This window comes from Janthinobacterium sp. JC611 (genome assembly GCF_018682595.1).
Taxonomy (GTDB): Bacteria; Pseudomonadota; Gammaproteobacteria; order Burkholderiales; family Burkholderiaceae_D; genus Janthinobacterium.
This window is the reverse complement of record NZ_JAFLJN010000037.1, coordinates 121729-135889: the sequence shown is the minus strand read 5'-3', so window position 1 is coordinate 135889 and position 14161 is coordinate 121729. Positions and strand designations below refer to the sequence as shown.

At 63.3% G+C, this 14161-nt stretch carries 12 protein-coding genes; 4 read left to right on the top strand and 8 right to left on the bottom strand.

The window, feature by feature from the left end; genetic code table 11:
- Window positions 1-10 precede the first annotated feature (10 nt).
- Together J0O65_RS23115 and trpS are read right to left on the bottom strand one after the other, a co-directional pair.
- Window positions 11-1600 carry a pyridoxal-dependent decarboxylase gene (locus tag J0O65_RS23115; protein ID WP_215409543.1) on the bottom strand — a complete coding sequence of 530 codons (1590 nt, stop codon included), beginning with the start codon at window positions 1598-1600 and terminating at the stop codon, window positions 11-13.
- Window positions 1601-1731: 131 nt separating this feature from the next.
- The gene (trpS, locus tag J0O65_RS23110) at window positions 1732-2808 is read right to left on the bottom strand and encodes a tryptophan--tRNA ligase (protein ID WP_251373927.1); all 1077 of its coding nucleotides are present in this window, start codon (window positions 2806-2808) and stop codon (window positions 1732-1734) included.
- A 316-nt stretch (window positions 2809-3124) separates the two neighbouring features.
- Here trpS and J0O65_RS23105 point away from each other — a divergent pair, with 316 nt between their 5' ends.
- Window positions 3125-5068, top strand: coding sequence for a CocE/NonD family hydrolase (locus J0O65_RS23105; protein WP_215409542.1), 1944 nt, complete (start codon window positions 3125-3127; stop codon window positions 5066-5068).
- Here the strand turns inward: J0O65_RS23105 and J0O65_RS23100 are convergent.
- From J0O65_RS23100 to J0O65_RS23085, 4 genes are all read right to left on the bottom strand, one after another.
- Window positions 5065-5922, bottom strand: a complete 858-nt coding sequence (locus tag J0O65_RS23100) for an EamA family transporter (RefSeq protein ID WP_215409541.1) — start codon at window positions 5920-5922, stop codon at window positions 5065-5067. The genes J0O65_RS23105 and J0O65_RS23100 overlap by 4 nt on opposite strands.
- 7 nt (window positions 5923-5929) lie before the next feature.
- Window positions 5930-6751, bottom strand: a complete 822-nt coding sequence (locus J0O65_RS23095) for a substrate-binding periplasmic protein (protein WP_215409540.1) — start codon at window positions 6749-6751, stop codon at window positions 5930-5932.
- Between the two features lie 100 nt (window positions 6752-6851).
- On the bottom strand, window positions 6852-8132 hold the full coding sequence (locus tag J0O65_RS23090) for a TCR/Tet family MFS transporter (protein ID WP_215409539.1): 1281 nt from the start codon (window positions 8130-8132) through the stop codon (window positions 6852-6854).
- A gap of 119 nt (window positions 8133-8251) precedes the next feature.
- The gene (locus J0O65_RS23085; protein ID WP_215409538.1) at window positions 8252-8902 is read right to left on the bottom strand and encodes an HD domain-containing protein; all 651 of its coding nucleotides are present in this window, start codon (window positions 8900-8902) and stop codon (window positions 8252-8254) included.
- Window positions 8903-9230: 328 nt separating this feature from the next.
- Between J0O65_RS23085 and J0O65_RS23080 the strand changes: the two genes are divergently transcribed.
- The 3 genes from J0O65_RS23080 to J0O65_RS23070 all read left to right on the top strand — a co-directional run bounded on the left by J0O65_RS23080 (window position 9231) and on the right by J0O65_RS23070 (window position 13299).
- Entirely contained in the window at window positions 9231-9722 is a 492-nt protein-coding gene (locus J0O65_RS23080) for a chemotaxis protein CheW (RefSeq protein ID WP_034752308.1), read from the top strand.
- Window positions 9723-9955: 233 nt separating this feature from the next.
- Window positions 9956-11575 (top strand): methyl-accepting chemotaxis protein, encoded by a 1620-nt coding sequence (locus J0O65_RS23075; RefSeq protein ID WP_215409537.1) that lies wholly within the window; start codon window positions 9956-9958, stop codon window positions 11573-11575.
- 86 nt (window positions 11576-11661) lie between these two features.
- Window positions 11662-13299, top strand: coding sequence for a methyl-accepting chemotaxis protein (locus J0O65_RS23070; protein WP_215409536.1), 1638 nt, complete (start codon window positions 11662-11664; stop codon window positions 13297-13299).
- On the opposite strand, the gene J0O65_RS23065 is transcribed toward J0O65_RS23070, so the two are convergent.
- Together J0O65_RS23065 and J0O65_RS23060 are read right to left on the bottom strand one after the other, a co-directional pair.
- On the bottom strand, window positions 13296-13802 hold the full coding sequence (locus J0O65_RS23065; protein ID WP_215409535.1) for a ribonuclease HI family protein: 507 nt from the start codon (window positions 13800-13802) through the stop codon (window positions 13296-13298). The genes J0O65_RS23070 and J0O65_RS23065 overlap by 4 nt on opposite strands.
- A complete protein-coding gene (locus J0O65_RS23060) occupies window positions 13799-14140 on the bottom strand; it encodes a DUF6677 family protein (RefSeq protein ID WP_215409534.1) in 342 nt (113 codons plus the stop codon). The genes J0O65_RS23065 and J0O65_RS23060 overlap by 4 nt, the downstream gene beginning before the upstream one ends.
- Window positions 14141-14161: the final 21 nt, after the last annotated feature.

Sequence of the window (14161 nt, the reverse complement as noted above, 5' to 3'; positions counted from 1 at the left end):
GGGTGTTTCCTTACAGGCCCAGCTCGGCCACCAGCGCCTGGCCGATGGCGCGCTGCTCGGCCAGGATGGCGCGCAGGTGGTGCGGGCGCGTCTTGACATTCGTCATGACCACGCGCAACACGTTGGTCGGGCCGGGGTAGCGCGTCGATTCGAGCACAGTGCGCGACACAAAGCTGTGGCCCTGCGCCTTTTGCCGGTTTTGCAGCTTGGCGTTGAGCGTGTTCAGCTGCTTGTTCAGCTCGGTCGCCGCGTCCACCTGCTCGCTGGCCAGCAAGGCTTCCATGCGCTGGCGCAAGTGCGCGGGCACGTAGCGGTAGGTCAGAATGAAGGTGTCGGAGCGCGTGACGAGCTCAAAGTCCTGCTGGTCGGCCAAGAGCTGCTGCAACTGGCCGGACAAGGTGGCCGCCTGGCGCAGCAAGGTCGTGTAGCCGGACACACCGAGCACCTTGAACGAGGTCCACAGTTTCAAGGCGTCGAAGCGGCGCGAGCCTTCCAGCGATGTCTGGCCCAGGTCGCCCGAGTTGTCGCGCAAGATGTAGTTGGCGTTATGTTTCAGCAAGTTCAGGCTGGCGCCGTCCTTGAACAGCACCATGCTTTGCGCCATCGGCACCCACAGCAGTTTATGCCCGTCGATGACGACGGAGTCGGCCAGGGCAATCCCGTCGTACAGCGCGCGGTACTGTTCCGCGATCAACAGCGCTCCGCCCCAGGCCGCGTCCACATGGAACCAGATGCTTTCCCGCGCGGCAATGGCCGCCATGGCGGCCAGCGGGTCGATGGCGCCCGTTTCCGTCGTGCCGGCGATGCCGATCATGGCGACGACCTTGATCTTGCGCAATTTCAAATCGGCAATCGTCGCTTCCAGCGCGGCGACGTCGATGCGGTTGTCGCGGTCGACGGCCACCAGGTGCAAGGCGTTTTCACCGAGGCCCAGGGTCGCCAGCGCCTTTTTCACGGAATAGTGGCTGCGGGCCGAGCCGATCACGGCCAGCCCCGCATAAGCGGATTCCTGCATGGCGGCAAACAAACCGCGCTTGCGCGTGCCGGGTAATTGTTTCTCCAAGGCCACCGCCAGCGCCGTCAGATTGCCCATGGTGCCGCCATTGACGACATTGCCCAGCGCGCCGCTGGTGGCGGCCATGGCCTGCGTGTAGACGGCGTCCGGCAACTGGTACACCTGGCGGTGCAGCCAGCCGAGGATCTGCTTTTCGATCAGGGTCGACACGTACGCCGTCTCGATCTTGACCTGGTTCTGGTTCAGGGTGGCAGTAAACGCTTCGGCCAGCACGCTGATCCAGGGCAGGGCTTGCGTCATGTGGCCGATGTATTGCGGATGGTTCAGCTGGGCCGTATTGGCCAGCACCGTGGTGTCGAGTTCTTGCAGGAAATCCGCCACGGCCATGCCGTGCGCGGGCAGGCGGGTATCGGACAGTTGCGTCAGCAGTTCCGCATACGGCGTGTGCGGGTACGGCGTGTCGCGTTCGGCGGCCAGCCAGCCGCCCAGCATGCCCAGCGCCTGCCGCAGTGGGGCGGGGGCTTGTTGCAGCGCATCGATGGAAAAATGCTGCTGCAGCAGTTGTTCGACAGGGGTATCGGTCATGGCGCGGTGTCTCTCTACGGATTGCTGATGCCACGGTGACAAACGAATTGCGCCCAGGCGAAAGCGGGATTTTACCCGACTCCGCCTGGGCGCATCAGTTTGCTATATCAGTTTGCTATTGCTGCTGGCGATCAGAAGTAATTGAGGCCCAGCGCCGACTTGACTTCATCGGCCGTGCGGGCCGCCACTTCGCGTGCCTTGAAGGTGCCTTCCTTCAGCATCTGGATGACCTGGCCCTTGTCCTTGGCGAACTCTTCGCGGCGGGCGCGGATCGGCGCCAGCATTTCCTGCAAGACCACGTCCAGGCGCTTCTTGACGATGCTGTCGCCCAGGCCGCCGCGCACGTAATGGGCTTTCATGTCGGCCAGCGCCGCTTTTTCCGGGTCGAACGCATCGAGGTAGGTAAACGCGATGTTGCCTTCCAGGTGGCCCGGGTCTTCCACGCGCAGGTGCAGCGGGTCGGTATAGACTTTTTTCACGGCGGCCGTGATTTCGGCGGCGGTCGCGCCCAGGTTGATGGTGTTGCCCAGCGACTTGCTCATCTTCGCCTTGCCGTCGATGCCGGGCAGGCGGCCGATGTCCGGCACCAGCGCCTTGCATTCCATCAGCACTTCGCGGTTGTACATGCGGTTGAAGCGGCGCACGATTTCATTCGTCTGCTCGATCATCGGGATCTGGTCTTCGCCCACGGGCACCACGCCGGCTTTGAAGGCCGTGATGTCGGCCGCCTGGCTGGCAGGGTAGGTCAAAAAGCCGGCCGGGATATCGCGTTCGAAGCCGCGCAAACGGATTTCTTCCTTGACGGTGGGGTTGCGCTCGAGGCGCGCCACGGTGACGATGTTCAGGTAGTAAAAGGTCAGCTCGGCCAGTTCCGGGATTTGCGACTGGATGAAGACCGTGGTCTTGCTCGGGTCGATGCCGACGGCCAGGTAGTCGAGCGCCACTTCGACCACGTTGCGGTGCACCTTGTCGATGTCATCCATATTGTCCGTCAGCGCCTGGGCGTCGGCCAGCATGATGAATTGCTTGTAGCTGTTCTGGTAGGCGACGCGGTCGCGCAGGCTGCCCACGTAGTGGCCCAGGTGCAAGGGGCCGGTGGGGCGGTCGCCCGTCAGGATCACGGATTGCGAGGCGATGGCGGCAGCCGACAGCGGCGCGGCCGGGGTATTCTCGGTGTCGGGGGTATCGGGAGTGTTAGGCAAGCTCATCAAGTTTCCTTTTGAGCCGCCTGCATCGGGGATGATCCAGGCTGAGCCTGTTACGCCACCGATCGAGGCGGCGTGGATCAAATTCACATCACTATGCAGTGGCCGCGCGAAAGTGAGCGGGACCACCAATTCAAGCAGGCGTGTTGTGACGGGATAAATTTCATGGCGTTATGGTTGCAGTTCGTGCGCGTTCTGTCAAGTTGCGCCCGGATTTATCTGCTGCGCCGCGTCAGCAGCTGGCCTATTGCGGAACTTGCTTTCCGGGTACTATTGCCGTTCGGCCACTTTTGCGTGGCATGAATCATTGGAGAACAGTATGCGCGTGTCGTCCCCCGTCCGGCTCACCGGCCTGGCCCTGCTTGTGAGTTCCCTGTTTGCTGCGCCCGCGATGGCGCAAACGCCGCCGATGGCGCCCGATATCGGCGCCAAGCTGGTGATGCCCGACATGAATGACTACGTCAAGCGCGTGGTGATGATCCCCATGCGCGACGGCGTCAAGCTGTACACGGTGATCGTCGTACCGAAAGACGCGCAAAAAGCGCCGATCATGCTCACGCGCACGCCGTACAATGCGGCCCGCCGCGCCCAGCGCGCGAGCAGCCCCAGCATGCTGGCCACCTTGCCGCAAGGCGACGACACCCTGGTGGAGAATGGCTATATCCGCGTCTTCCAGGACGTGCGCGGCAAGCATGGATCGGAAGGCGACTATGTGATGACGCGCCCGGTGCGCGGCCCGCTCAACCATACCAAGGTCGACAACGTCACGGATGCGTGGGACACGATCGACTGGCTCGTGAAGAATATTCCGGAAAGCAATGGCAAGGTGGGCATGCTGGGTTCCTCGTACGAGGGACATACGGTGCTGATGGCCCTGGTCGACCCGCATCCGGCGCTGAAGGTGGCCATTCCCATGAGCGCCATGGTCGATGGCTGGCGCGGCGACGACTGGTTCCATAACGGCGCCTTCCGCATGCCGAGCCTGTCTTACCTGGCGTGGCAGACGAGCGTGCGCGGCAACGGCGAAGCGCCCGCGCTGGGCGTCTATGACGATTACGAGGCGTATTTGCGCATCGGCTCGGCCGGGGATTACGCGAAGAAATTCGGCATCGACAAGCTGACCTACACGAAAAAGCTGTTCGAACACCCGGCCTACGACAGTTACTGGCAGGAACAGGCGCTGGATAAAATCCTCGCGAAACGCCCCTTGATCGTGCCGACCATGCACGTGGTGGGGCAGTGGGACCAGGAAGACATTTATGGCCCCTACGCCACCTATGCGGCGATGGAGGGACGCGACAAGCGCAACAACCTCAATTACCTGGCCATCGGCCCGTGGCGCCATAGCGGCGTCAACTATGACGGTTCCAGCCTGGGCGCCTTGAAATTCGACGGCGATACGGCGCGCCAGTTCCGTGAAAAAGTCATGCAGCCGTTCCTCAACCAATACCTGAAGGATGGCGCGCCGGAGGCGAACACGGCGCCCGTGGTGTCGTACCAGAGCGGCACGAACCAGTGGCAGCGCCTGCGGCAATGGCCGCTGGCCTGCGAGACCTGCGACACCAGGCTGACGCCGATCTACCTGCAGGACGGTTCCAGGCTGGGCTTTGCGGCGCCATCGGGCGCTGCGGATGCGGCGGAAGGCGCCTTCGATGAATACGTGGCCGATCCCGCGAAACCCGTGCCGTTCGTGCCTCGTCCCGTGCGCCTCGGCGATGGCGATCAGTGGAAGCCATGGCTGGTCAGCGACCAGCGCGGCTACAGTGACCGCACGGACGTGCTCAGCTATGTTTCCGAGCCCTTGAAAACGGCCGTGCGGATCGCCGGCGCACCGGTGGTCAACCTGTTCGCCTCCACCAGCGGCACGGATGCCGACTGGGTGGTGAAACTGATCGACGTGTATCCGGATGAAGTGCCGTCGCAGCCGGCCATGGGCGGGTATCAGCTGGGCGTGGCGATGGATATCTTCCGCGGGCGCTACCGCGACAGCTTCGAGCACCCGACGCCTATACCGGCGGGCAAGGTGGAGCGCTACCGCTTCGCTTTGCCGAACGCGAATCACGTCTTCCTGCCCGGCCACCGCATCGCCGTGCAAGTGCAGTCGAGCTGGTTCCCCCTGTACGACCGCAACCCGCAAAACTACGTGCCGAACATCTTCCTGGCCGACCCAAGCCATTATAGAAAGGCCACGCAGCGCGTGTACCACGCGACAGGGGCGGCCAGCGCGATCGAGTTGCCGATGGCGCCGCTCGACGCGCGCTAGGCGGCCCGCATGAGCACTGCCCCCGCCGCGATCAGGCCGATGGCCAGGTAGCGGCGGGGGCTGATTTTTTCGCGCAGGAACAGGGCCGCGATGGCGATGGCGAATAAAATCGACGTTTCGCGCAGGGCCGCGATGGCGGCCACGCTTGCCTGCGTCATGGCCCACAGGGCCAGCCCATACGAGGCGAGGGTGCCGACACCGCCGATGGCGGCCAGCCGCCATTGCGTTTGCGCATACGCAAGCAGGTCGGCGGGGCGGCGCAGCAGCGTCCACAGCAATAGCCCCGTACCGTTCAAGACAAAAATCCACATGGTGTAGGCGGCAGGCGCGCCGGACAGGCGCACGCCGATGCCGTCGATCAAGGTATAGCTGGCGATGACGCAGGCGTTGCCCAGCGCGAATGCCGTGGCGCGTCCCGTGTTTTTCCGCGCGGCGGGCGTGGCGGGCGGGCGCGCGGCGAAATACAGCGCGAAGATGCCGGCGCAGATGCAGGCGACGGCGCCCATCTGCATGGAAGACAGCCGCTCGCCGATCAGCGGCCAGCTGGCCAGCGCCACGATGAGCGGCGCGCTGCCGCGCATCAGGGGGTAGGCATGGCTCATGTCGCCCGCCTTGTAGGCGGCCGCCAGCAGCGAGTAATAGGCCAGCTGCGCCACGGCCGAGGCGGCCAGCCAGGGCCAGCTGGCGGGCGCGGGAGCATCGACAAAGGGCAAGACGGCCAGCGAGATCAGGGCCGCGCCCACGCAGACGAGTACCGTGCTGAGAAAGGTATCCTTGCCCGACTTGACGATGGCGTTCCAGCTGGCGTGCAACAGGGCGGCGAACAGGACGACGGCGACGACAAAACCGGACATGCAAGCCTTAGCGCGGACGGATGCTGAGCGAGAGCAATTCCTGGCGGTGATGGCGCTGGAAGGCTTCCATCACGTTGCCCGAGCGGCCCGCCTTGTCCAGCAGGTCGCGCAGGGTCGCCTGGTCTTCCGCCGTGAGCGACTTGCGCGACAGGTAGACGCCGCTCATGCCCCATGGTAATTCCGGCAAGGCTTCCAGGCGCAGGCGGTCGGCCAGGCCATACACGCGCGCATCGTTCTGCGCCACGCCGGCCAGGATGGTGGGCGCCATGATGGTGGCATCGATGAAGCCGCTTTGCATCAGGCGCGCCACGGACAGCGCGTCGACTTCGTAGAACAGGCGTCCCTGGCTGCTCAGCTCCTTCGCCAGCGCCTGGTACGGTGCGCCATAGTCGTAGCCGCGCACGAGCGCCACGCGCAATTCGCGCCGCTCGATCAATTCCTGCATGGTGTTGATGGGCGCGCGCGCGCCCTGCAGCGAAATCAGCAGCGGACGGCTGCCCAGCATGGGAATGAACAGGCCGTGCTGGTCGCGCCGCAAGGTGCTGCTGGCCGGGATCAGCAAGTCTGCCTTGCCCGCCTCGAACATCGCTTCCAGGCGCGCACGGGGCACGGCCGTGAAGATGAAATTGCAGCCCAGCTTGGCGCCCATGCTGCGCAGCAAGTCGGGATAGATGCCGCTGATGGTGGCGCCAGTGACCACCACGCTGGCGCCGATGGCCGAGACGGGTACCTGGATGTCGCGCGAGCATTGTGCGCCCGCCAGCGACGGCAGCGCCAGCGCCAGCATGGCCACGCTTCGGCGCCAGGCGCTGGAATAAAAGTCAGTCATACCCATCCTTGCTCACCATCGTATCGCGGGCGTTGGCAACGTCCGCTTGATTATCCCATTCTCGCCTATTTATTTCTCAAATGCAATATTATCCTGCCGACTACTTTGTGGTGGAAACCGCAAGTCTTGTCTGGCGTTGCGCCTTGAAGTAGCGCCAGGCCACCACGATGCCCAGGGTTTGCATGATGGCGCACAGGAAGAAGGTGCTGCCGATGCGCCAGTCCTGCGGCGGCAAATGGCTCACTTCACCGAGGATCATGCTGCCGAGCAAAGGCATGATGATAATGCCCAGGCTGCTGATCGATTGCAGGGAACCCATCAGTTCGCCCTGTTCGCTGGCGTTCGATGACTTCGAGATGATGCCTTGCAGGGCCGGTCCGGCGGCGAAGGCCAGCAGGTTGCACAGGATCAGCGCATACATCATCCAGCCCTGCGTCGCCAGGCCGTACAGCAAATAGGTGAGGGCGCCCGACGCCATGCCCAGCAAGGACAGCCGCACTTCGCCAAAACGCTTGATGAGTATGCCCAGCAAGCCTGCCTGCACGACGGCCGCGCACAGGCCCACGCAGAACAGGGCGATGCCGTTCTGGCGCGGCGTCCAGTCGAAGCGGAAATGCGTGTACAGCACCCAGGTGGTGTTGAGCATCATTTGCGCGAACGTCATCAGGCCGAAGGCCAGCACCAGGCCGCGGATTTCCACGCGGCGCACCAGCTTCAGCAGGGCGGCAAACGGATTGATGCGCGCCAGGGTGAAGGGCGCGCGGGGGCCGGGCCGCAGCGATTCGGGCACGCAGAAATAGCCGTAGATGAAATTGGCCGCCGACAGGCCCGCCGCCACGTAAAACGGCAGGTGCAGATTGATCTCGCCCAGCAGTCCGCCCAGCATGGGCCCGCAAATGAAGCCCAGGCCAAAGGCGGCGCCGATCTTGCCGAAACTCTTGGCGCGGTTGTCGGGCGTGGAAACGTCGGAAGCGTAAGCGGACGCGACCGACATGCTGGCCGACGAGACGCCGCCGATGATGCGGCCGATGAACAGGCAGGCCAGGTTCGGCGCCCAGCCCGTGGCGAGGAAGTTGATGCCCATGCCGGCCATCGAGTACAGCAGCACGGGACGACGTCCCACGCGGTCGCTGATGGCGCCCAGCATGGGCATGAAGATGAATTGCAGCAAGCCGAACACGGCCGCCATGATGCCGTACCAGAACGCTTGCTCATCCTTGCCGCCGACAAAGTCGCCGATCAGGATGGGCAGCACGGGCACCACCAGGCCGATGCCCAGCATGTCGATGAAGACGCAGACGAGGATGAAATTGAGGTTGCCGGCGCGCGCGGGCGCGGCGGCGGACGGGGATAGGCTGTCGGGGCTGGTTTTATCGGACATGCATGCTTTCGGCGCGTTGGCAAAGCGCCGGCGCGTTGCAGGTTCCTGCTGGCGCGCGGCGCGATAGCTGAGGCTTGCATTATAGACAGCATGGGCCATGCTGGCTATCGCCACCCATGTCAGTGCGCAATGCCCCATTCGTCGGCAAAGGCGGCGCGGAAATCCGTCAGCACGGCCAGCCGCTGTTCGGCCAGGGCGCGGCCGGCCGCCGTCTGCATCTTGCCGGGCAGTTTGTCGAGCTTGGTGACGATATGGTCGAGCGCATACGCCTTGTCGTCGAGTTCGCGATGCTGGGCCAGCGGATCGCTGCCATGCGCCAGCGCGCTCTCCATGCGCGCGGCCGTGTAAAACAGGCGCGCCAGCCCCACGGCGCCCAGCGCGTCGATGCGGTCGGCATCCTGCACGATTTGCGCTTCGATCGTGTGCGGCGGCAGGTTGGCGGAAAAACTGTGCGTCTCGATGGCGTGGGCCACGCCGGCCAGTTTCTCTGGTGGAAAATCCAGTTCCGCCAGCTGGCGGCAAGCCAGCGCGGCCGCCTGGCGCGAGGCCAGGTGGCGCTCGGGATGGTTTTTCGGCAAGTTGACCAGGTCGTGCAGATAGCAGGCGGCCATCACGGTGAGGGCGTCCGCCTGCACATGCTCCTGCAGCAGGACACAGGCATTGCGCCAGACACGGTGCAGGTGGTTGAGGTCGTGGGCGCCGTCATCGCCCAGGCCGGCCGTGGCCAGCGCCAGCAGGCGTGGCTGCCATTGAGAAAGCAAAGAGTGCATGGTGCAAGGTCGTAAAAAGCAGGGGCCGCCAGTGTGGCATAAAACGCCGCCGCGTGCGGTGGCAAGCCTGGCACTGCTGCGTGCCGTATTCACCACACAACTTGCATTCTTGGAAAGATCCAGTCAGCTGATCGCTCTTTTTTAGTGCATGTAAAATTTACATGGGGTAACATTGCCGCACGGAAATTAGAGGCATAAGCTAATTGCGAGAAAGTATTTGCACAACATACCAGTGGCGGCCGTTCCATCATGTATGGCCCGTCACGTCCAAGGCTAGCGCGCAGCGTGCCTTGGTCTGCGCCCCAGGCGAGTTAACGAAAGGATTATCATGAACACCAATTCCAGCGACACCGGCGCAACCGTTGCCAAGGCTGCCGAATACCTGGCCTTTACCCTGGGCCAGGAAGAGTATGGCATCGACATCCAGAAAGTCAGCGAAATCCGCAGCTATGAAACGCCGACCCGCATCGCCAACGCGCCCGAGTTCGTCAAGGGCGTGGTCAACCTGCGCGGCATCATCGTGCCCATCGTCGACATGCGCATCAAATTCAACCTGGGCACGCCCAGCTATGACCAGTTTACCGTCGTCATCATCCTCAATATCGGCAACCGCGTCGTCGGCATGGTCGTCGACCGCGTCTCCGACGTCACCACCCTGATGCCGGAACAGATCAAGCCGGCGCCGGACATGGGCCGTTCGATCAACACGGAATACGTGATCGGCCTGGGCACCATTGACGAGCGCATGCTGATTCTGGTCGATATCGACCAGCTGATGTCCAGCGCCGACATGGGCTTGATCGAAAAATTGGCTGCTTAAATTCTTGCGGAAGGTCAGTCGGCCAAGTTTGTAGGAAACAATTGACCCCAAGCATTGTTTGCTTTTTCTGCAAGGCGCACGCTAGCGCATTTCCTGGCGCACGGTTCAGCCGAACCGTGCGCCAGTTTCACTTGAGTTTCACTTTTTACGCCCGTTTCGCCACGTCAGCCAGCCAGCAGCAGCGCGAAACTGCCAGCTTGTCGCCATGGCGTCAGGCTCTTTAGGATAGTCACATGAATGTATTACGCAACGTCAGCATCGGTGTCCGCCTCGGACTCGGTTTTGCCGTGATTTTGCTGTTTTCCATGCTCATTACGGGCATCAGCGTCTGGCGCCTGCACGACGTGGCCAGCGCCACGCGCGTCATGATGGAGCAACCGCTGGCCAAGGAACGCTATATTTCCGACTGGTATGGCCGCATCGACAGCGCCGTACGCCGCACCATCGCCATTGCCCGCAGCAGCGACACGTCGCTCAGTGGCTATTTCGCCGAAGAATCGAAAGTCTCGTCGTCCAGCTCGGCGGAGCTGCAAAAGAAAATCGAGGCGCTGATCGACAAGCCCGAGGAAAAAGCCATGTTCGCCGGTTTGCTGGAGCAGCGCAAGGTGTACATCGGCTCGCGCGACCAGGTCTACAAGCTGAAGGGCGAAGCGCAGGTCGAGGCCGCCAACGAGGTGTTTGAAAAGACGTTCGTGCCGGCCGCCGCGAAATACCAGAAGATGGTCTCGGACTTGCTGGAGCACCAGCGCGCCACGATCGACAAGACGGCGCGCGAGATCGACGCCGTCGCCAATACCAGCCGCAACCTGATGTTGGCGCTGGCCGCGCTGGCGCTGGCTTTTGGCGTCGTCTGCGCCTGGGTCTTGACGATGGGCATCGTGCGCCCCCTGCGCACGGCCGTGGACATCGCCCGCAAGGTGGCCGATGGCGACTTGACGGCGCAGATCGACGCCAGCGCCAGGGATGAAACCGGGCAGCTTTTACTCGCGCTGAAGGACATGAACACGAGTTTGCTCAACATCGTCGGCGAAGTGCGTGGCGGCACGGACAGCATCGCCACGTCGTCGACGCAGATTGCCGCCGGCAACCAGGACCTGTCTTCCCGTACGGAAGAGCAGGCCGGTTCCCTGGAAGAGACGGCGTCCTCGATGGAAGAGCTGACTTCCACCGTGAAGCAGAATGCGGACAATGCGCGCCAGGCGAATCAGTTGGCGGCCTCGGCGGCGCAAGTGGCCGTCAAGGGCGGCGAAGTCGTGGCGCAGGTGGTGGGCACGATGGAATCGATCAATGCGTCGTCGAACAAGATCGTCGACATCATCAGCGTGATCGACGGCATCGCCTTCCAGACGAACATTTTGGCCTTGAACGCGGCCGTGGAAGCGGCGCGTGCGGGCGAGCAGGGCCGTGGCTTTGCCGTCGTGGCGTCCGAAGTGCGCAACCTGGCCCAGCGTTCGGCCAGCGCCGCGAAAGAGATCAAGACCCTGATCGGCGCTTCCGTGGAACAAGTCAATGCGGGCAGCATGCTGGTGGCGCAAGCCGGTTCGACCATGAACGACATCGTCGACAGCGTGCAGCGCGTGAGCGACATCATCACGGAAATCACGGCGGCCAGCAGCGAGCAAAGCGTGGGTATCGACGAGATCAACCGCGCCATCGGCCAGATGGATGCCGTGACGCAACAAAATGCGGCCCTGGTGGAAGAGTCGGCGGCGGCCGCCGAATCGATGCAGCACCAGGCGCACAAGCTGGCGCAGGTCGTCAGCGTGTTTAAATTGAATGGCCAGCAGGCAGGCGCCGGCGGCTTGAAACGCCCGGCTGCGCCGCAAACGGCCTTGCGCATCGGCACGCGCTGATGCCGTCGCGGCTGCCTCGTGCAGCCGCTGTCCCCTTCGCTATTCCCTTTTTATATAGTCTGGTTCCGCTTTTTTAGGATATTCACATGAATTTGTTAAGAAACGTCAGTATTGGTGTGCGCCTCGGCCTGGGTTTTGCCGTGATCTTGCTGTTTTCCATGCTCATCACGGGCATCAGCGTGTGGCGCTTGCACGACGTCGCCATGGCCACGCGCACCATGATGGAATTGCCGCTGGCGAAGGAACGCTATATTTCCGATTGGTACGCGAAGATCGACAGCGGCGTGCGCCGCACCACGGCCATCGCGCGCAGCAGCGACACGACACTGGGCGCGTATTTTGCGGAAGAGGCCAAGCAATCGTCCGTCGTCTCGGGCGAATTGCAAAAGAAAATCGAAGCCTTGATTTCCAGCCCGGAAGAAAAGGAACTGTTCCGCCTGGTGAGCGAGCAGCGCAAGGTCTACCTCGACTCGCGCGCGCAAGTGTCGAAGCTGAAGGCGGATGGACACGAGGCCGAAGCGGAGCAAGCGTTCCAGGGCATCTTCGTGCCCGGCTCGACGAAATACCTGAAAGTGGTCAATGACATGCTGCAGCACCAGCGCGCCAGCATCGACAAGACGGCGCGCGAGATCGACGCCGTCGCCAAGACGAGCCGCAACTTGCTGCTGACCCTGGCACTGCTGGCGCTGGGCTTTGGCGTCGTCTGTGCCTGGCTGTTGACGATGGGCATCGTGCGTCCCCTGCGCACGGCCGTGGAGATCGCCCGCAAGGTGGCCGATGGCGACTTGACGGCGCAGATCGACGCCGGCGCCAGGGATGAAACGGGTCAATTGCTGCAAGCGTTGAAGGACATGAACAGCAGCCTGCTCAACATCGTCAGCGAAGTGCGCACGGGCACGGACAGCATCGCCACCTCGTCGACGGAAATTGCCGCCGGCAACCAGGACCTGTCTTCCCGTACGGAAGAGCAGGCCGGCTCGCTGGAAGAGACGGCGTCGTCGATGGAAGAGCTGACTTCCACCGTGAAACAGAATGCGGACAATGCGCGCCAGGCGAATCAGTTGGCGGCCTCGGCGGCGCAAGTGGCCGTCAAGGGCGGCGAAGTCGTGGCGCAGGTGGTGGGCACGATGGAATCGATCAATGCGTCGTCGAACAAGATCGTCGATATCATCAGCGTGATCGACGGCATCGCCTTCCAGACGAATATCCTGGCCCTGAATGCGGCCGTGGAAGCGGCGCGTGCGGGCGAGCAGGGCCGCGGCTTCGCCGTCGTGGCGTCCGAGGTGCGCAACCTGGCCCAGCGTTCCGCTTCGGCCGCGAAAGAGATCAAGACCCTGATCGGCGCGTCGGTGGAGCAAGTCAACGCGGGCAGCATGCTGGTGGCGCAGGCCGGTTCGACCATGAACGACATCGTCGACAGCGTGCAGCGCGTGAGCGACATCATCACGGAAATCACCGCGGCCAGCAGCGAACAAAGCGTGGGCATCGACGAGATCAACCGCGCCATTGGCCAGATGGATGCCGTGACGCAACAAAATGCGGCCCTGGTGGAAGAGTCGGCGGCGGCCGCCGAATCGATGCAGCACCAGGCACATAACCTGGCGCAAGTGGTCAGCGTGTTTAAACTGAGTGGCCATCAGGCCACGGTCAGCGGTTTGAAAGGTGTAACACGTCCTGCAAGCAAGGAAGTCAAGCCTGCCTTGCAGATCGGCCGCGCCGCTTAATCTTTCTCGACCGAGCCGGCGATCGCCAGCTGCGACAGCCGGTCCGCCTCGCCATTGCGGTGGCGCGGTAGCCAGCGCAGGCTGACGTCAGGAAATTGTTGTAACAGGGCCACCACGGTGGCCCTTTGTACTTCCAGCCCCTTGGCGCCGGCCGGCGTCGTTCCCAGCACGTCATTGATCACCACCTGGCTGTCACCGTACAGCAAGAGCTGTACCGGCCGCACGCCCAGCGCCGCCCGCAGCACGGCCGTCAGGGCCGCATATTCCGCATCGCTGCTGCTGCCATAACCGGCCGCCTCGCTCACTTCGATGCGCTCGCCGTCCGGTCCCAGCAGCAGGGCGCCTATGCCCAGCTTGCCCGGGTTCGGGTGGGCGGAGCCGTCGAACCAGCCGCGCCAGGCCAGCGGGCCGCCGTGGTCCTGGCGGCTCAGCGCCAGTTGCGCGCGGCGCGCCTGCATCTTGGCCTCCTTGCGCAGTTTGCGCGCCTGCGCTTCCGCCGTCATGGCTTGATCAGCCAGGTATCGATCAGGCTGCCGATCCAGCACGCCACCAGCACACCCACGGCCACCGTCATGGCGGGGCCGTCGTTGGCGGAGAGCGCATCGACCTTTTCCATGATCAGCTGCACGTCGAGGGGCAGGGCGCCGCTGTCGATCTGTGCCATTATTTGGTCCAAGCGTGCCATGATCTGGCGCAATACGAGCGCCAGCGCAGCGAGGGCGGGCACGAGGAAGAGGCAGCCGCGCGCCTGGCGTTTTAATAAGAAATGCCCGGTGCCGGGAAACACGAGGGCCGACAGCAACAGGGCCAGCGTGCGTTTTGAAGTAGGGGAGCCGCTCATGCGCGCCTTGTGTAGAGGAAA